We start from the raw sequence: 17,088 nt of genomic DNA, 5'->3' as shown, positions 1-17,088 counted from the left end.
ATCCATGGGACCGGTCGGCACCGCGGTGCGGCCGGTTCCTCGTCGCCGATCGCCTCGCCCAACCCCCAAAGGCCATGCCTATGGCGCCTCGTGTACCCGGGCCAGCAGTGCCATCAGCTGGTTCTGCTCCTCCGGAGTGAGCGGTGCCAGCAACTCGGCGTTGGCTGCTTCGGCCAGGGCCGCGCAGCGGGTGAGGGCGGCCATGCCTTCGGGGGTGACCGTGATGGCATTCTTGCGGCGGTCGACGGGGTCCGGGGTGCGCAGGACAAGTTTGGCCTGTTGGAGGTCGTTGAGGATGCCGACCATGTCCTTGGGGTCGACGGCGAGCCGGCGGCCCAGCTCGGCCTGGGCAACCGGCCCGTACTCGGCGGTCGCGGCCAGCACCGCGTGGTGCATGAGCTTCAGCCCTTCCGCGGCAAGCGCGTCGGCGACCAGGCCGCGAGCGCGCGCTGCGACGCGGCCGACGAGCCAGCTCGGCAGGGACTGGATGCGCTGGAGGGCTGCGGGCATGGAGTGAGCCTATCCCGAAATTCATTGGGACTCCCTACGACTTCAAGCTATCGTTGGATATCCCAATGAAAATGGACAGGGAGGCCCTTGTGCTGCGCATTCGCCATGAGGTGAGCGGAGGGCCCACTGCGCTGGTCTCCGAAGAGGCCGACCGACCCGAGCCGGGAGCCGGGGAGGTACTGATCCGGACCAAGGCCATTGGGGTGACACTGCCCTCCGTGCGCAAGGTCCGGGACGCCAGGGAGCCGATCTCGCTCGGCGGCGAAGTCGCCGGGGAGATCACCGCCCTCGGCGAGGGTGTCGCGGCCTTCGGCGTCGGAGACCGTGTCACTGGGTTGTGCTTCACCGACGCCTACGCCGACTACGCGGTCCTGAACGTCGCGATGACCTCCCGGATTCCGGACGGCGCGAGTGACGTGGAGGCGGTGGCACTGGTCCGCAGCGGGATGGTGGCGCGCGGCGCCTACGAAGCTGCGCGGGTGGAGCCTGGCGAGTCGGTCCTGGTAACGGCGGCGGCGAGTGCGGTGGGCACGCTCGCTCTCCAGTACGCCAAGGCCAACGGGGCTGGACGCGTGGTGGCTGCTGTCAGCAGTGCTGCCAAGGCCACCTTCCTACGGAACTTGGGCGCCGACGAGGTCTTTCTGTACGAGGACGCCGACTGGGGTGCCCCGTACGACGCGATCCTCGATGGAGTCGGCGGCGACCTGCTCGGCCCTGCCGTGCGAGCCCTGGCCACGGGCGGCCGGCTGGTCGCTTTCAGCTCCGGCGGGGGCGTGGTGGACGCATACGAACTCCTCGTCCGCGGCGCTTCGGTGATCGGCTTCCAGATGCGTGCCATCGCCGTCGGCAAGCCCGAACTGTACGACCGTTGGCTGCGCGAGCTCTGGCAGCTGCACGAGACAGGCACCCTGCGCACCGCCGTGCACGAGGAGATCCCCCTCGCCGAAGCCACCCGGGCCCACGCCCTCATCGAACAGCGCCGCAACCTCGGCAAGGTCGTCCTCGTACCCTCGCTCCGGCCAAAGGCGTTGTCCGTTACGGCATGAGTTCGCTGCACATCGATTCTGGACAGCATGCGGGGCAATGACCGGCCGAGTCAGGCTGCTGCTCGTAGTGACCTTCCGCCCCAGCAGATGCCCTTCTCGCTGCGGACACGAGGCAAGTCAGCCCGATCTCGTCGAACCGGCGGATGACATTCCGAAAGGCCGGTCTCCGCATCGGCCTGCGCAGGCCAGGTGATCACCGGGGCGCTGTCCCACCTTGCAGAGGACAGCAGCACCCCGAGTGAGGCGTTGATCCGGATGAAGCCGCACCCGTTGGAGGGAGAGTGGATACCTTCATGTCTCGGTGCGGCGCCGCTTACGGTTTGTGGGTTACCCAGAGCATTTCTGCCGGCCAGCGGTGTGCCCAGTCAGGCGGGTCGGTCGGGTTGTAACCGTTGGCTGTTCCGGGATCGGGCCGCGGCTCGATGAGGTCGTCGATGACGAGACCTGCGCTGCGCAGGACCTTGATCCAGTCGCCGTAGGTGCGCTGATAGCTCACCGCGTCCTGATCCTCGGCGATGCTGTCCAGCCCGAAGTAGTCCTGGTGCAGAGTCGTGGTTGCGCGGCCGCCGGCTTCGTCGTAGCAGGCTTCGAACCATGGGCTGGCGACGTTGAACACCAGGCGCCCACCGCGGCGCAGGATGCGTGCGACCTGCGGGACGGCCAGGTGCGCGGGCGCCCAGCTGAGTCCGCCGTAGTCGCAGAACACCAGGTCGAAGCTGTCGGCGGCGAACGGCAGGTGCTCGGCGGCCGCTTGCACCAGCGGGTAGCGGGCCGGTCCCATCGCGCCGGCTGCCGCGGCTAGCTGGGCTTCGGACAGGTCGAGCCCGACCACGTTGGCGCCCTCGGCGGCGAGCGCCCTGGACCACTGGCCGGCGCCGCAGCCGAGTTCGAGGACACGCTTGCCGGTGACGTCGCCCAGGGCGTTCAGCTGCGCGTCGGGGATGGCGTACGTACCCCACAGCCGGGGCGTCGCACCGATCTGCGGGTCGTGCTTCTGCTGGTAGGTGCCGCTGATCTGGTTCCAGAACCGCCGGTTGGCAGAGATGCTGTTCACCCGCCGACTCAAGCACTGCCTTCCGGGGCGGTCAACACGATTGTGCTGCGACCCGGGAGGCTCATCGGTTCGCCTGTCCTCCTACGCCGTCCACCTGGCGCCACGGACCCCACCCCCCTGGATACCCATGCGCCGTTCCCCTTGAGTCAGAAGAGGCCGGATGGATCCGCGAGTTCCTCTCCGACGGACCGCGCTGCGGGGCCAGTCGGCATGGTGCAGGTGTGGAGGCGTACGGCGCGCCACTGGTCGCCATGGCGCGTACGCCGCCAGCCCCAGTCCGCGCACCACGTCAGCGGCGCGTACCCGCAAGGTTCGCGGCGTCCTCCATGGACGCGTCGTGTCGGGGTGGCTAGGCCCGTCTGCCACTGACCAACGAAGGGGTAGGCACGAACCTTCTTGGTGTCACGGTCGGTGTTCGTCGTCGAGATGACGCACCTTGCCGGCCCGGGGGGCAGGTCGGCTGCCGCGCTTGACCTCTTGCGCTCAGGCGCTCCGAGGCGGACGCTCGTCGGCTGCGAGCCGCTGTGTGATCCGGTCGAACAAGTCCGTCAGCGGTGCTCCGACTTCCTGCCCGAACTCAGTCAGTCCGTAGGTGACCTGGGGCGGCGTCGTCGGCTCGACCTTCCGCCAGACCAGGTCGTCCTGGACCAGTGCGCGCAGTGTCTGAGCGAGCATCTTCTCGCTGATGCCCCGGATGCTGTCGCGCAGCTCGTAGAACCGAAGGTCGGCGGTCCGCAAGGAGATCAGTACCCAGATACCCCACCTGCTGGTCACGTGGTCGACCACGTCGCGCGCAGGGCAGTCGGTGTGAAACACGTCATACCGAACGCCTGCCTCGGCCTGCGTCAGCTGCGCACCTTCACTCATGTCATGAGCTTACCTCTGGGTATGTTCTTACGAAAAGTAAGCCCGCCTCCTAGCGTCAATTGCCTCAGCGCACAACGGACTAGGAGCTGAACATGATCGTGGTAACCGGAGCGACCGGGAATGTGGGCCGGCCTTTGACGCAGGCCCTGGCCAACGCGGGCGAGCAGGTGACGGCGGTGTCACGCCACGCGGCGCCGGTCCCGGACGGGGTTCGGCACATACTGGCCGACTTGGCCGACCCGCAGGGTCTCGCCCCCGCTCTGGACGGGGCGAAGGCTTTGTTCCTCCTGCTGTCCGGCGACCTGCACGCCCCCGGAGCCAGGCCGGCCGACATCATCGACCTGGCCGCTGCCAGCGGGGTCCGACGAGTCGTCCTCCTTTCTTCGCAGGGCGTGGCAACCAGGCCGACCGGCCCGTCGCGGATCGCGATGCGCGCGGTGGAGGACGCGTTGAGAGAGTCCGGCCTGGACTGGTCCGTCCTGAGACCGGGCGGTTTCGCCTCCAACGCCTTCGCGTGGGCGGAGTCCGTCCGCACGCAGGGAACGGCCGCCGCACCCTTCGGCGATGTCGGTGTTCCTGTCGTCGATCCGACGGACATCGCCGAGGTCGCGGCAGCCTGCCTGCTCGACGACCGGCACACCGGCGGAATCTTCGAGCTGACGGGGCCCGAGGTGATCACGCCCCGTCAGCAGGCGGAGGCCATAGCCTCCGCGCTCGGCTCGCCGGTGCGGTTCCATGAACTCACCCGTGAGGAGGCCAAGGCCGCGATGACCCGGTTCGTGCCGCTGGAGCTCGCCGACGACACCCTGGACATCATCTCCGCCCCCAACCCCGCGGAACTGCGGATCAGCTCGGACGTGGAGCAGGTCCTCGGTCGCGCTCCGCACCGTTTCAACGACTGGGCGGTCCGTAACATCGCCGCTTTTCGCTGAGGCACAGCTCAGCTGAAGCGCCTGGGCAGCCCCGCGCGACTGCGACCGCACGGGGCTGCCCATAACGTCACCACCCACCACGAGGCGACTCGCAAGAGCCGGTCCGGGGATTCGGACGCAACGGTAAATCTGGCCGGGTGGGCACAGCGTGAGGCACCTGGGCCGGCCCCGGCTCACAGCCGCTGAGCAGGACACGAACCGCACGAACCTCCAGAAGGGCGTTGTGGAGGGGCAGGCCGGCAAGCGCATCCGGACTGCGTCTTGACCACCGAGCGCGGTCCGGGAACGGTGAAGGTATGGCCGCGCTGCCGGCAGCCCACCCCAGTGGTGGCGTCACGTCCGCGTAGGCCTGGAAGACGGCCGAGCCGCGGGACCGGCGCTCAGCGCCTCGTCTCGTACCTGGTCAGGATCACGCCGCAGGGAAGCGTCCGCGTCTCCACCAGGTTCAGGTTCACCCAGTTGTCCAACGCGGTGAAGAACGGCGTGCCGCCGCCGACCAGGACCGGCGCGGTGGCCAGCACGTACTCGTCAATCAGCCCGGCCCGCATGGCCGCCCCGGCAAGCGTCGCACCGCCGATGTCCATCGGTCCGCCCTCCTCGGCCCTGAGGCGGGTGATCTCGGCAACCGCGTCGCCGGTGACAAGGCGGGTGTTCCAGTCAACCTTGTCGACCGTCGAGGAGAACACCACTTTCGACATGTCCCGCCAACGGCTCGCGAACTCGATCTCCGCCGGGGTGGCGTCGGGCTGCTGGTCGCCGGTCGGCCAGTAGGAGCTCATCGTCCGCCACAGCTTGCCCCCGTACAGCGACAGGTCAGTGGCTTGCAGTTGGTCGGACCAGAACTGGAACAGTTCGTCGCTCGGCACACTCCAGCCGATGTCGTCACCGGGTGCGGCGATGTAGCCGTCCAGGGTCAGGTTCATGCCGTAGATCAGCTTCCGCATGGCGCCATCCTTCCGTAAACCGGTCTCACGGGTACAGACCGGCGCGACGCGGGAAAATCATCGGTACGCCATCTGGGCGCGCGTGTAGTCCTCGTGCTCGGTGCTCAGTCGCAGACTCAGCGTTCCGCCGGCGGAGTGGCGTAGTGGGACGTATCGGTGCCGAGGCCGTCGGGGGCCTGGGCGGGGCGACCGCCCGTCTGGCCTCGGCGAGCAGTGGATCGACGGCATACGGTTCCGGGTAAGGGGCCCGAGCATCGACTCCGCGGTATGCCGCGCCCGGCACCGCGCCGTCTCCATGCGCTACGGGCTACGCGCCACGACAAGCTCGCGGTCCACGACGAAGCGACTGTCCTGGTCGCTGCCATCAACGAGTGGCTCTGCCCCCGTACGTCATACGCCGGGATCCACGTTCCATGCGGCAGGAAGAACGCTGCCGCAGAAGACGCAGACGAAGTCGTCCTCGCGCACGATGTTGAGCTCCTGGCAGTCGGGGCATCGCCGGAAAACGACCTCGTGGGTGAAGCCGGAGGGCCGCCCAAGTTCTATGTCGTCCAGAGCGCGAGCGACTGTCGCCCAAGAGGTGACGTCCGGGCAGTATCCGGTGGACTGGTTGCTGACCTCGCCCACAGCCCACCGGCCTGCATGGCACACGAAGCTGATCTCGCCTGCACTCAGAACCATGTCCCCGCCGGCACAGGCCACATGCTCGCTTCGCCGCGGCGCCAGCCGAAGCACACCGTCCGTGCCGATCACGAAGGTGAACGGTTCGGTCAGCTCTGCTGCCGATCGCTCCGCGATCCAGCCGCCGAAATCAGCCGCCGAGCCCATGCGGCACCCGCCGCTGCCCGGCCGGACCGCAGCCTTCAGCTCGACCGGTCCGACATATCTGTAACTCGGCCCCCGCGCCCTCACGTCGACCAACCTAAGGCACTGTCCGCCGCCGAGTGACAGGATGAACGCCCTGTGGCCTTGATCCGGGACTGGCGCCTCTACGAGGTCGTGCCACCGAGGGTCACGGCGTCGCTCTGATCTCGGTGCTGCCATCGGTCCAGGGCTGCCTGCACCTGACGGTGACCGCCCTCGTCGCCAGACCAGACGAGCGTCCGGCGGTGAGGGTTCTTGTGGACCCAACTGTCGTAGTCCAGGACGGCGACGGTGTCCGACAGTCGCCACCGCGAGGAACCCCATGACGCTTCAGGCACCTCCACCAGGCCGTCGAGGAGATCGATGGCCGACGCGGCAAGGCTGTCCATGGGCCATGGCTTCCACGACGCGACGGTGTCGGCGAGGGCATGTGATTCGATCAGATGCGGGATCGACGGGGCGATGGAGAGGTAGGGGCTGGCGCCGTCGACGTCGGTGCCTACGCTGCCGTCGGTGTGTATCAAGTCCCGGCACGGCTTCGACACACGCTCGCCGGTCCATTCGAAGTACCAACCTCCTTCTCCCGGGTCCTGCCACGCTGCCGTCTGCAGACCGAGGTGGTCGTACTCCCACTCGCGGGCAGTCTCGTACCGGTCCCCGTTCACCAACCGGCTACGGCGCACCTCATAGCGCAGGCCTCCGTACTTTTGCTCGAATCCCTCGCACCGGATGATGAGATCCATGGGGGCGGGGACGAGATTCCCCGAGTGGCCGCGCACTCGCCAGAACTCTATCGGCGGCCCGGACCGGCGAGGGCGCTCACGCCGGGCCGCGCGATGCAGGAAGCTCTGCGCGAGTGTCGAGAGCTCGGACGGATCCTCCAGGATGTGCATCCTGTACTTCATTTCAAAGGAACGTGCGTGGTTGTCAGGCAGCCAGGTTACTGGCCGTCAGCGCGGGTTCCCGCGAATCGACTTCTCCATCGGGGAGCCGGCCCTGCTCGCCGTCCCGCCCAGCGGCCCTCCCTGCGCGGGAACGGCGCTGCCCTGGGATGCCCACCGACCACATACAACCGACCGCAACAATGTGCCGAGCACCGCGAAGGCTGCCAGGCCGGCCCTGTCCTCCATATCCCCATGCCCGGTTGACAGTTGGTGCACCACACTATTCACTCGCGTCTCAATGACGTGAGCATTCAGTAGTGGGGGGCAACATGCGCAACAAGAGTCGGAACTGGTTAGTACTGGCCACGGCCGTGCTCAGCCTGGCGGCGGCGGGGATCACCCCAGGTGCCGCCCAGGTCCAGGAGGAGGTCTACGACGAGGTCAGACCGCTCTCCAGCACCACCGAGGCTGCCAAGCTCCGGCTCGAGGAGCGCAGAGTCTCCGGCACGACGCTCGCAGAGCTCCACTCCCGGCTGGACAACGTCAAGGTGACCGACGTCCTGGCCAGCGCCAACCACACGATGAGGAACTCCGCCGACTGCTACCCGCAAGAGGTGAAGGCGTTCCCCGTGAACCCCACACCCGCTTCCGCCTACTGCTGGGACACGGGCGACGCATACACCCAGCGTTGGCTCCCGCAGGGCGTGACCTCCTCAGGCGATGCGGACGACGACGGCCTGTGGGGTAACGACAAGATCCTGCTGTCCGGCTGGAAGTCCAACGACGGTCTGTTCACCGACTTTCCCACCATGCTGAACAACGACCCCAACGGGCAGCATCTGGCGCGCGTGGCCTTCATCAACGCCAACAACCCCAGCGCTCTCTCCTATCGCTGGGTGCTGCTCGTGATTCCCACCGAGGGCGGCGCCAACTTCGACAACGCCGGGGTCCAGCTGGGCGGCATGGTGTGGTTCGGGGACAAGCTGATCGTCACGGCCAAGGGCGGGGACCCCAGCACCAACGCCCTGTACGTCTTCTCCATGAACCACATCCTGCAGGCCACCGTGAACAGCAACGCGATCGGCAGGGTGTCCGGCGGCTACTCGGCCCACGGCTACCAGTACGTCATGCCGGCCATCGGCTCGTACGGCCTGAGCAAGAAGTGCGGTTCCACCACGGGCATCGTCTGCCCTGCCCACGTCTCCCTCGACCGCAGTGCGACTCCGGACAGCATCGTCCTGAACGAGTACCAGACCTCCGGCACCCCCAAGATCGGCAAGATGTGGGGCTACCAACTGGCTGCGCCGTCGGAGTCGGGCATGCCACTGCTGAAGGACTCCTCGGGGTACGTGAACGTGTCGGAGATGTTCACGGCCGACATGGCCGGAGCACAGGGCACCCTCTCCTACCGGGATCCGGCGACCGGAAAACGGTCCTGGTACCTGCCCAGGCACCGTGGCGGAGTCGGTCAGCGCGGCGTCTACCAACGTCGCGACGCCACCGGTGTGACGTCCACGACGTGCACCGGTACGGATGCACCGACCGCGTGCTGGGCCGCGAAGTCCCAGGGGCTGTCGCTCTGGTGGAGCACGAAGACGGTGTGGAGCCAGACCGAATGGGCCGCTGACAAGAACGCCGACTGGGTGAACGAGGACGCGAGCAGCACCTGGAAGTCGCAGGTGATTCCCGAACGCCTGCTGTTCTCCGTTCCGTTGTCCCGCATGCCTTGACCTTGATCCGGAACCGGCGACGGGACAGGTGAGTCCGCCGCCGGGCCATGGCCCGGCGGGGAACCCGGGAGACCACGGGCCGACCCGGCGGGTACTCCAGAGCGCAGTCCCGGCTCAGGGGGACACCCGTCGCGCGCCGGCCCGGTTCACCGCTTCGGCGTCCGAAGTCAAGGAACTCCGAAGTCAGGGAACAGAGCCTTGCCTGGCTCCCAGGTCTCCGTCACTCCGTCAGGCCTCGCGCACGTCTCCGTAGCCGAAGGCCTTCAGCAGTTCGCGCTCGCGCTCGCCGCTGAGGCCCGCCCGGCGGGGCCGGTCCAGACCCTGCTCCCGCTCCCAGCGCAGGACGTCCGCCAGCAGCTCCGCCCGGGGCCGATGACGCAGACCGGCAGCCCGGGCGGCGGCACCGTTGCGGGCGCTGAAGCCGGCCCACTCCGGGTCGGCCATCCACATCGCGAGCGATTCCGGACCCATGAACTGGCCCGCCTTCTGCTCGAGCAGCCAGTCGGCGCCGGCCTCCACCACCGGTCCGGTGTGCCCGCCGATCTCCCGCGACATCGCGACCCACTCGCTGAACGGCACGACCGGGCCGACCGCGTCGTACGTTCCGGTCGTCCCCTTCTCCGCGCTGTCGAGCAGCCACGCCGCGAGGTCCCGCGCGTCGACCGCCTGCGTCACCACGCCGGGCGAGGCGGGCACCAGCAGCGGTGCCAGCGGCTCGCGCGCCGCGCGGGCGGCCCAGTATCCGGTGCGGCCGCTGTGGTCGCCGGGGCCGCCGATCAGTCCGGCCCGCGCGATGAGGAGCCGGTCGCCCACGGCGGCCGTCGAGGCTGCCTCGCAGGCCACCTTGGCCTCCCCGTACGCCTCACGGTCGACCTCGTCCCGATCGGCCGCCGGGAGCAGCTCCGCCGTCTCGTCCGCGTCCAGCTGTGCGTGTGAGGCGTACGCGCTGATCGAGGACACGTACGACCAATGGGTCGTACGCTCACCGAGAGCTGCCAGCGCCCCGCGGACGAATGCCGGCTGCCACGACACCTCGAACACGGCATCCCAGTCCCGCCCCGCCAGACCTTCGTACGCCGACGGGTCGCCCCTGTCCGCGACGACAAGTTCCGCGCCCACGGCCACTTCGCCGCTCTCCCCGCGAGCGAGGCAGGTCACCCTGTGCCCGCGGTCCAATGCCTGCCGCGAAATCTCACGGCCCACCCACGCTGTCCCGCCCAGAACCAAAATCTCCATCCGCGCACTCAAACACGGACGGTGAACCTGCGGGGCGCTGCTTCGCCGAGGGCGTACAGGCCCGCCACGATCCCCCGGGGTGGTCTCCCGGGGCGGGCTCGTTCCCGGCTGATCCACACCTTCCGCGAGTAGCGAAACCGTATGGATGAGCCGCACATCCTCGAAACCCCCTTCCGTGGTCCGGGGTATGCGGCGAAGAAGGCTCTCTCCTCATGCGATCGCCGACGTCGAGGGCGCTCCCGAAGATGGCGAGCCCGAAGTCATTCCCTGCGTGGGTAAGTGCGGCGCCTGAATCCGGTGTGCCATCCGGGTCGGGATGGAAGCGAATGCGGAGGCAAGTACAACGAATCCGATGGTATGCGGCATTGGTTGCGTCGGGTGCTCCGGAATCGCTCTGCGGACTCCGACGGCTTTCACCGCTCTTGACCTGAAGAATAATCCAGGCAATATGATCGGTAAACAATTGGTAAAGAACAGGTTTCGATTCTTCCGGTTCCGCACCGCGCCGGAACCTCAATCCATTCGGGTCAGCGCAATCTGGTGAAACCCGATGGCGCGGGAATACCGGACAACGAGGGAGCCTGACTGTGGCCGATGTCGACGTACTCGTGGTGGGCGCGGGCCCTGTGGGCCTGACAGCGGCGGCCGAACTGCGGCGGCACGGCGTGGACTGCCGCATCGTCGATCGGCTGGCCGCCCCGCAGCCCCATGCCAAGGCCATCGGCATCGTGCCCCGCACCCTGGAGGTGTGGGACTCCATGGGCCTGGTCGACAGGGCGCTGGACGAGGCGGTGCCGCACCTGGGCCAGCTGGTCTTCATCGACGGCAAGCCACGCCCTCGCTTCGAACTGACTCTGCCGCCCGAGGTCCCCTACCCCTTCGCCACGCTGCCTCAGTGCACCACCGAGCAGCTGCTCACCGAGCACCTGGCAGGCTTCGGCACGGAGGTGGAGCGGTCGACCGAACTCCGCTCGCTGGAGGCGCGCCCGGACGAGGTCGAAGCCGTCCTCGCGCACGCCGACGGCAGGATCGAGAAACTGCATGCCCGCTACGTCGTGGGCTGCGACGGCGCGCACAGCCTGGTCCGCAAGGCGGCCGGCCTGACCTTCGAGGGCGATGCCTTTCCCGAGCAGTACATGATCGGCGACGTCGAGGTCGACTGGGAACTCCCCGCCGGCCACAGCATGCGGGCCGTGAGCCTGGACGACAACGGTGAGATGAACGACATGGTCGTCTGCATTCCGATGCCGGGCGTTCGGCGGTACTGGCTGTCGACGCTGCTCCCCCGCGCCCAGGCCACAGGCGAGGACGACCCCAGCGCGCCGAACGGGCCCTCCCTCGGATCGCAGGAGGGCCGCGGACCGGAACTCAGCCAGTTCCAGGCCGTGCTCGACCGGCTGTCCCCTGAGGTCACGACCGCCTCCACGCTGCGCTGGTCGTCCATCTTCCGGACCAGCCACCGCATGGTGGACCGCTATCGCAACGGCCGCCTCTTCGTCGCCGGGGACGCCGCGCACATCCACCCGCCGATCGGCGGACAGGGTCTGAACACCGGCGTGCAGGACGCCTACAACCTCGCCTGGAAGCTGGCCCTGGCCGTCCACGGTCTGGCCACGGACGACGTGCTGGACAGCTATCACGCCGAACGACACCCGGTCGCGCAGGAGGTGATCGACCGCACCGTCCGCCATGCCCGCGCCGCCCGCCCCGCCCCCTCCGGCCTCGGCAGCAACGGGGACGACGCCGAAACGCAGCTACGACGTCAGGCCCAGCTGCTGGTCGCCTACCCGGACAGTCCATTGGTCCAGCCGCAGACGACAGAACGCACGCCCGAAGCCGGTCCCGCCCCCGGCGACCGCGCCCCGGACTGCCGCGGGCTGCTGAGCGACCTCGCCGCCTACCCGCGGCGGCTGTTCGACCTGCTGCGCACCCCACGACACGTGTTGCTGCTGTTCGCGGACTCGGAGCACGCCTCCGGCGAAGGCGCCGCCCGACTCGAAGCCTGCGCCGCCGAGGCCCATCGCGCCGCCCACGGCCTTCTCGACGCCTATCTGATCACCGCCGCAGAGGTACCGCAGGACGCCCGCCCCGTCGGCCTGCGCCCGCCACGGGTGCGCGACGCTGCGGGCGAGTTCCGCGACGCCTACGCACCGCGTGACGGCGAAGCCATCCTGATCCGCCCGGACGGATACGTCTCGGGGCGCTTCCACCCTGCCGTTCCGGCATCGCTGGCAGCCCATCTGCACCGAACCTTCGCCTGACTCCCGCTGCCGCGGGCGGAGAGCCGCCGGTGACAGTCCTGCCGACGTGCCCGAACGACTCGTCACTCGTCAGGACGATCCCGGTTGGTTCGGTGGCTGCATCTCTGTCTCTGCACCGCCTGGTTCGATGGGCCCGTGCTGTCGCACGGGGAAGACGGGGAATCCAGGCGTACAGCCAAGACGAGCGCACCCCCGTTCGACAACTGATGGGGCGGTCAAGGCGTCGCAGCAACATGCCACGTACACGATGTTCCGGGCGGCGGGACGCTGCTGAGCCGCTGGGCCGCCCGAACCAATCCATCCAGCAGGCTGCTCGGCGAGGGAAACGCAGATCCGATCAGGGAGAGCGCAGTCGTGGGGGTACGCAGGACGATAGCCTCTGTGGTGTGAAAGCTGCTGTGAACAAGGCTCGGGCCGGAGATCTGTTGAAGCCCTCCGGCCCCGCTTGTGAGGTTCCGGGCAAGGTGACGGTGCACGTCGACGACCTGCTGGTGCAGATCGCGCACGGCAGCAGAAGCGCGTTGGCCGAGCTGTACGACCTGCTCGCGCCGCTGCTCCTCGCGCTGCTTCGCTCGCATGGACGGTCCTTGGAACGGGCCCACAACGCGCTGGTCGACGCCTTCGCCCGGATCTGGCGCAGAGCCCCCTCCTACGAGCCGGGCCACAGCAGTCTGGACTGGGTCATCGATCAGACGACGCACGCTGACGCCTCCGGGGTGGCGTAACCGCCCAGGCTCCGGTGGGTCGGCGGGCTCGCGCCACACGGGGCAGCCCCAGGCGCATCCGATGACGCCGTGTCGCGCACCCGAGCCGAAGAGGTCTGCGACATGCAAAGCCGACGGATTCCCCTGTCCGTGCGGCTTCGTCCGCCCTGCCCGACACGTGAGGCCGCTTCGACTGATCAGGTGCGTTTAGTCGGCTCCTCAGCGCGCTTGCCCTCCTGCGGTGCCATCGACAGTAAGGGTTTGTCCTGCACACCACCCGCTACGCATTGTCGAGAAGGGGCACCCATGCTTCGTAGTATCGCGATCACCCTGGCCACCGTCGCCGCAGCCGGATTCGTGGCAGCCGCACCCGCCGTCGCCAACGACTCCGACGGCGGCTGGGAGGGCGGCAAGGTCGGCGCCGGATACTCCGAGGTCGAGGCGGACCGCGCCAGCGCGGAATACCTGAACCTGGGCGGCCCGTACGGGGTCACCTACGCCAAGGCGAAGAAGGCGCACTTCGAGGGCGAGGCCGGCTACTTCTACGCCGAGTACCTCCAGGGTCGCTGACCCTCGACCGTACTCACGCAAAAGCAGGGCCCGCCATGGTGCGCGGGCCCTGCTTTTGCATGGTCCCGTCAGGGTTTGCCGCCGCTCCGGCTCCGGACAAGCATCGCGGAAAGCGCGCAGGGACGGACGCTCGGGCCGCCTCACAGATGCCACGTCCCTGTGCGTTCCGGTCTCCAGGCAATTGACGTACGGAGATCGTCCCGTCCCGGTCGTGACCCGCTTCCCCAGCAGTCGGTCGAGCAGCCGGGCGGACACGGTCGCAGCGTGCAGTGCGCCGACGAACCCTGTGGCCGAGGGCGATCCGGGCTGTCAGCGACGGCACCCGACAGTTCATCTCACGGGTAGTACGGCGTGTGCGTGATGGACGAGACCTTGAGATAGCGGGCACCGTCGCCCGTGACCCAGGTCGAAGAGTCCGGATTGCCGGGCCAGTCGCCTCCGACGGCGATGTTGGCGATGAAGCGCATACCTGTCCCGGCCGGAGTGCTGTACCAGTTGGTGCCCGTAATGGCGCCGTCCACTGCGAAGTCGATGTGGTCCGGGAACCAGCTGAACGAGTACGTGTGGAACGCGTTGGTCCACCCTGCCGAGTTCGTCTTCGAGAACTGCTGCTGGGCGTTGTTGGCGTCGTGGGACGTCTGGTAGACGACGTTCGGGTTCTGGCCCACGATCTCAGCGGCGTCGAATTCCGGGAGCCACGGATTCAGGTACGCCGCCCATACAGCAGGAAGCAGCCCCTGCCCGTTGGGCATGTTCGCGGTGAAGCTGTACGTGCCGTACCCGTACAGCGCTGTCGACTCCACGCGGCCCGAGTAGTAGGTCCCGCCGCCGGCGTTGTACGCCTTGATCACCAGGGTGTCGCCTTCGTACCAGACACAGTCCGGCGTGTAGGTCTCCAGCTCGTTGTTGGCAGTCCACCTTCCGCTGATCTTGTTCCAGGAGGTGACGGTCACGGGACTGCCCCAGGAATCGGCTCGTGCGGCCGGCGCGCCCAGCATCAGTGCCGGCGGCACTGCGAGGGCGGCACCGAGTATGCCTCTGCGGCTGAACTTGCGGGACGTGGGGGTCATCGCAGCTCCATTGCTTGGATGAGCATCGAGACGTGGGAGCGATTCCACGCCTCACCTGTCGCCGGACTGTAGGAGTGTGTTCGGTCGTTGACAAGATGCGCCGCACGAATCGGTATATGCCTTTGGGAGTTGAACGGAGGCCGCACGCGAGGCGAGCGAGTTTGCACAGACTCTGTGGCAGTAGATCGCTCTACGGGACAAGCCATAGGGCCATCTGTGGTCATGACCGGCGAAGAGCATGAGCAGTAGGTGCTCGAGAGGGAGGGCGAGCGAACGCCCGAGGACGGGCTTCTCCATGCGTCAGAACGCATGCGGAGCGTCGTACCCGCGTCGCCTCACATTCGGGATCTCAGTACGTCGACCTCACAGCCTGGGGCGAACGGGTCGAAGCCGTGCTCGATCAGCCAGCGAACTGCCAGCAGGCTTCGCAACGACCACCAGGCGTGGATCACGTCAAGGTCGATGTCGCTGCCATAGCCGGAGAGAACGTCGTCGAGGCGCTCCTCGTGTCCCAGCGTGAAGGTGGCGAGGTCATACAGCGCATCGCCCTGGCCTGCCTCGGACCAGTCAATGATGCCGGTGACCTCGTCGCCGTCGACGAAGACGTGCGCGATCTGGAGGTCGCCGTGCGTGAATGCCGGAGTCCACGGCCGCAGTGCGGCCTCGGCGACCTGGCGGTTACGGGTGACCAGGTCCGCGGGCAGGAGGCCATTCGTCACGAGCAACTCGCACTCGTCGTCGAGTTCCGCCGCCAACTCCACGACGGTCCGGCCGGCTCGGCCGGGCCGGGGCGGCAGCGGCGCGTCGTGCAGTTTCCAGATCGCGGCGCCCGCCGCGGCCCACGCCGCCACCGACCCGGTCGACGGCCCACCGAGGCGCCCGAGCGTCGTTCCTGGGACCGCAGCGATCGCGAGCACGGGCGGCTTGCGCCAAAGGATCTTCGGAGTCGGGACCGGCGCGCGCGACATCGCATCGACCTCGGCATCGATACGCGCCTGATCGGCATCCACCTTCAGGAACACGTCGCCGACGCGCAGGGTCGCGCGCTCGGAATGGGCGACGACGACCTCGACTTCATCCATGGGCGACCAGTATCCCGGAGACGACCCCTGACGTCGCGGACTTATCGCCTGCGAATGCACCGCTGACCGCGTCCCGCTACCCGATGCAGCCTTGTGCGCGCCACTGGCTCTTGACCAGACCAAGCCCACTGGTTTGCGCAGACCGCCCCGCAGAGCGAGTAAGCGCGCCGTTATGTGTCCTCGGAGCCGGGATGTCCGTTGCGCCCGGGCGAAGGACACCACTCGGCCTCGGCGGTGGTCTCAAGGTCGTGTGCGCGTCAGGCGGGCTCGCCCAGAACCTTCTCCAAGCGCCCCAGGACGCGGGGCCAGCCCTTCCCCATACCCTCGAATGCCTGTCGGCCCATCGGGGAGTCGAGGTCGAAGCCGGCATGGGTGAGCACGAGCCGGGTGCCGTCGCCCTGTGGGTGAAGCGTCCACGTGATGGTGGTGTCGAGGGTGCCCTCGGCGAACCGGTACGCAAGGATGCGCTCGTCCTCGACCGCGGTCACCTCGCAGGGCTGCTCGCCGAAGTTGCCCATGTCGAGGGTGAAGCGGTGCCCGGCGACCGGCTTGATGTCGCCGGCGGCCCACCAGCGGGCGTGCAGTTCGGGGTCCGTAAGGGCCCTCCACACCGCTGCCGGGGAGTGCGGAAGGAACCTCTCGCAGGTGACGGTGTCGATCCGGGTCATTTCTCGTTTCCTTCTTCCTCGTCCAGGAGATCGGACAGTGCGTCCATGCGCTGCTTCCAGTAGTGCTCGAACGGGTGCAACCACTGGCTCACCTCTGCGAGCCGGGCCGGTTCGAGGTGGTAGAAACGATGGCGGCCACGGGGCTCCTCGCGCACCAGTCCAGCGTTCCGGAGCACGGCCAGGTGTTCGGAGACCGCAGGCCTCCCGAGCTCGAACAGACCGGCCAGCTCACCCGTGGAGCGAGGCCCCTCACGCAGGCTTTCGAGCAGTCTGCGGCGCACTGGACTGGCCAGCACACCGAACACGTCGGTAGGCATGACCTCAGTATGCGTCGGAGTTTTCCGACGCGTCCAGAATCCCCGACGCGTTCAAGGGGGTGTCTTTCAGATCCCGATCTGAAAGACACCCCAGACACGTATCTCAAGGCACACGGAGCCTTCGCGGCGGCCTCGGCCCGCCCCTGCCGCACGGCCCATCGCGGAACGCCGTCCCAAGACTGCAGAATCTCGTCGTCCGGGCATCCAGCGGCCCACCGGAAGCCCGGACGACGGGGAGGGCTCCGTCGACGCCCGCGCGACCAGCCGGACAGACCGGCCGGAAGGCGGCCGTCTGCCCCAGAATCCGCAGGCCGGGGCGCCAGAAGCCGACAGGGGGCAGACCTGAGGC

Annotated in this window: 17 protein-coding genes; 6 read left to right on the top strand and 11 right to left on the bottom strand. The window is 68.1% G+C overall.

The features are described 5' to 3' along the window. Positions 1-78: 78 nt before the first annotated feature. A complete protein-coding gene (locus OG408_RS39405) occupies positions 79-510 on the bottom strand; it encodes a MarR family winged helix-turn-helix transcriptional regulator (protein WP_326674313.1) in 432 nt (143 codons plus the stop codon). An 89-nt stretch (positions 511-599) separates the two neighbouring features. On the opposite strand from OG408_RS39405, the gene OG408_RS39400 reads away from it, so the two are divergent. Then, entirely contained in the window at positions 600-1,556 is a 957-nt protein-coding gene (locus OG408_RS39400; protein ID WP_326674312.1) for a quinone oxidoreductase family protein, read from the top strand. A gap of 313 nt (positions 1,557-1,869) precedes the next feature. Here OG408_RS39400 and OG408_RS39395 read toward each other — a convergent pair whose 3' ends face one another. Then, complete coding sequence (locus tag OG408_RS39395) at positions 1,870-2,610, bottom strand: class I SAM-dependent methyltransferase (protein ID WP_285567968.1); 741 nt, start codon at positions 2,608-2,610, stop codon at positions 1,870-1,872. 483 nt (positions 2,611-3,093) lie between these two features. Further along, complete coding sequence (locus OG408_RS39390; protein ID WP_285567970.1) at positions 3,094-3,477, bottom strand: winged helix-turn-helix transcriptional regulator; 384 nt, start codon at positions 3,475-3,477, stop codon at positions 3,094-3,096. A 92-nt stretch (positions 3,478-3,569) separates the two neighbouring features. Here OG408_RS39390 and OG408_RS39385 point away from each other — a divergent pair, with 92 nt between their 5' ends. Beyond that, positions 3,570-4,409: an SDR family oxidoreductase gene (locus OG408_RS39385; RefSeq protein ID WP_326674309.1), complete on the top strand. Its 840-nt coding sequence runs from the start codon at positions 3,570-3,572 to the stop codon at positions 4,407-4,409. Between the two features lie 380 nt (positions 4,410-4,789). On the opposite strand, the gene OG408_RS39380 is transcribed toward OG408_RS39385, so the two are convergent. The 3 genes from OG408_RS39380 to OG408_RS39370 all read right to left on the bottom strand — a co-directional run bounded on the left by OG408_RS39380 (position 4,790) and on the right by OG408_RS39370 (position 7,122). Continuing rightward, the gene (locus OG408_RS39380; RefSeq protein ID WP_326674308.1) at positions 4,790-5,353 is read right to left on the bottom strand and encodes a dihydrofolate reductase family protein; all 564 of its coding nucleotides are present in this window, start codon (positions 5,351-5,353) and stop codon (positions 4,790-4,792) included. Between the two features lie 390 nt (positions 5,354-5,743). After that, entirely contained in the window at positions 5,744-6,181 is a 438-nt protein-coding gene (locus OG408_RS39375; protein WP_326674306.1) for a hypothetical protein, read from the bottom strand. Between the two features lie 161 nt (positions 6,182-6,342). Continuing rightward, positions 6,343-7,122 carry a hypothetical protein gene (locus OG408_RS39370; protein ID WP_326674304.1) on the bottom strand — a complete coding sequence of 260 codons (780 nt, stop codon included), beginning with the start codon at positions 7,120-7,122 and terminating at the stop codon, positions 6,343-6,345. Positions 7,123-7,430: 308 nt separating this feature from the next. Here OG408_RS39370 and OG408_RS39365 point away from each other — a divergent pair, with 308 nt between their 5' ends. Then, positions 7,431-8,831, top strand: coding sequence for a hypothetical protein (locus tag OG408_RS39365; protein ID WP_326674303.1), 1,401 nt, complete (start codon positions 7,431-7,433; stop codon positions 8,829-8,831). Between the two features lie 228 nt (positions 8,832-9,059). On the opposite strand, the gene OG408_RS39360 is transcribed toward OG408_RS39365, so the two are convergent. Then, a complete protein-coding gene (locus tag OG408_RS39360) occupies positions 9,060-10,067 on the bottom strand; it encodes an oxidoreductase (protein ID WP_326674302.1) in 1,008 nt (335 codons plus the stop codon). 587 nt (positions 10,068-10,654) lie between these two features. Between OG408_RS39360 and OG408_RS39355 the strand changes: the two genes are divergently transcribed. From OG408_RS39355 to OG408_RS39345, 3 genes are all read left to right on the top strand, one after another. Then, positions 10,655-12,328 carry an FAD-dependent monooxygenase gene (locus OG408_RS39355; RefSeq protein WP_326674300.1) on the top strand — a complete coding sequence of 558 codons (1,674 nt, stop codon included), beginning with the start codon at positions 10,655-10,657 and terminating at the stop codon, positions 12,326-12,328. Positions 12,329-12,792: 464 nt separating this feature from the next. After that, the gene (locus OG408_RS39350) at positions 12,793-13,053 is read left to right on the top strand and encodes a hypothetical protein (RefSeq protein WP_326674299.1); all 261 of its coding nucleotides are present in this window, start codon (positions 12,793-12,795) and stop codon (positions 13,051-13,053) included. Positions 13,054-13,338: 285 nt separating this feature from the next. Beyond that, on the top strand, positions 13,339-13,602 hold the full coding sequence (locus tag OG408_RS39345) for a hypothetical protein (protein WP_285567987.1): 264 nt from the start codon (positions 13,339-13,341) through the stop codon (positions 13,600-13,602). Positions 13,603-13,937: 335 nt separating this feature from the next. Here OG408_RS39345 and OG408_RS39340 read toward each other — a convergent pair whose 3' ends face one another. From OG408_RS39340 to OG408_RS39325, 4 genes are all read right to left on the bottom strand, one after another. Continuing rightward, a complete protein-coding gene (locus OG408_RS39340) occupies positions 13,938-14,672 on the bottom strand; it encodes a glycoside hydrolase family 16 protein (RefSeq protein ID WP_326674298.1) in 735 nt (244 codons plus the stop codon). 335 nt (positions 14,673-15,007) lie between these two features. After that, entirely contained in the window at positions 15,008-15,754 is a 747-nt protein-coding gene (locus tag OG408_RS39335; protein ID WP_326674297.1) for an aminoglycoside phosphotransferase family protein, read from the bottom strand. A 257-nt stretch (positions 15,755-16,011) separates the two neighbouring features. Then, the gene (locus OG408_RS39330; protein WP_326674296.1) at positions 16,012-16,422 is read right to left on the bottom strand and encodes an SRPBCC family protein; all 411 of its coding nucleotides are present in this window, start codon (positions 16,420-16,422) and stop codon (positions 16,012-16,014) included. Beyond that, positions 16,419-16,739: an ArsR/SmtB family transcription factor gene (locus OG408_RS39325; RefSeq protein WP_285567998.1), complete on the bottom strand. Its 321-nt coding sequence runs from the start codon at positions 16,737-16,739 to the stop codon at positions 16,419-16,421. Before OG408_RS39325 ends, OG408_RS39330 begins: the two co-directional genes overlap by 4 nt. Between the last annotated feature and the right edge of the window lie 349 nt (positions 16,740-17,088).

The organism is Streptomyces sp. NBC_01257, assembly GCF_035917255.1.
In the GTDB taxonomy this organism is placed as follows: Bacteria; Actinomycetota; Actinomycetes; order Streptomycetales; family Streptomycetaceae; genus Streptomyces.
This window is presented reverse-complemented; position numbering and strand designations above follow the sequence as displayed.

Bases quoted from the DNA above. Each gene is read 5' to 3' on its own strand.
- OG408_RS39340 (WP_326674298.1), bottom strand. From the start codon at position 14,672: ATGACCCCCACGTCCCGCAAGTTCAGCCGCAGAGGCATACTCGGTGCC.
- OG408_RS39335 (WP_326674297.1), bottom strand. From the start codon at position 15,754: ATGGATGAAGTCGAGGTCGTCGTCGCCCATTCCGAGCGCGCGACCCTG.
- OG408_RS39325 (WP_285567998.1), bottom strand. From the start codon at position 16,739: ATGCCTACCGACGTGTTCGGTGTGCTGGCCAGTCCAGTGCGCCGCAGA.
- OG408_RS39345 (WP_285567987.1), top strand. From the start codon at position 13,339: ATGCTTCGTAGTATCGCGATCACCCTGGCCACCGTCGCCGCAGCCGGA.
- OG408_RS39380 (WP_326674308.1), bottom strand. From the start codon at position 5,353: ATGCGGAAGCTGATCTACGGCATGAACCTGACCCTGGACGGCTACATC.
- OG408_RS39385 (WP_326674309.1), top strand. From the start codon at position 3,570: ATGATCGTGGTAACCGGAGCGACCGGGAATGTGGGCCGGCCTTTGACG.
- OG408_RS39365 (WP_326674303.1), top strand. From the start codon at position 7,431: ATGCGCAACAAGAGTCGGAACTGGTTAGTACTGGCCACGGCCGTGCTC.
- OG408_RS39390 (WP_285567970.1), bottom strand. From the start codon at position 3,477: ATGAGTGAAGGTGCGCAGCTGACGCAGGCCGAGGCAGGCGTTCGGTAT.
- OG408_RS39405 (WP_326674313.1), bottom strand. From the start codon at position 510: ATGCCCGCAGCCCTCCAGCGCATCCAGTCCCTGCCGAGCTGGCTCGTC.
- OG408_RS39375 (WP_326674306.1), bottom strand. From the start codon at position 6,181: ATGGGCTCGGCGGCTGATTTCGGCGGCTGGATCGCGGAGCGATCGGCA.
- OG408_RS39330 (WP_326674296.1), bottom strand. From the start codon at position 16,422: ATGACCCGGATCGACACCGTCACCTGCGAGAGGTTCCTTCCGCACTCC.
- OG408_RS39360 (WP_326674302.1), bottom strand. From the start codon at position 10,067: ATGGAGATTTTGGTTCTGGGCGGGACAGCGTGGGTGGGCCGTGAGATT.
- OG408_RS39370 (WP_326674304.1), bottom strand. From the start codon at position 7,122: ATGAAGTACAGGATGCACATCCTGGAGGATCCGTCCGAGCTCTCGACA.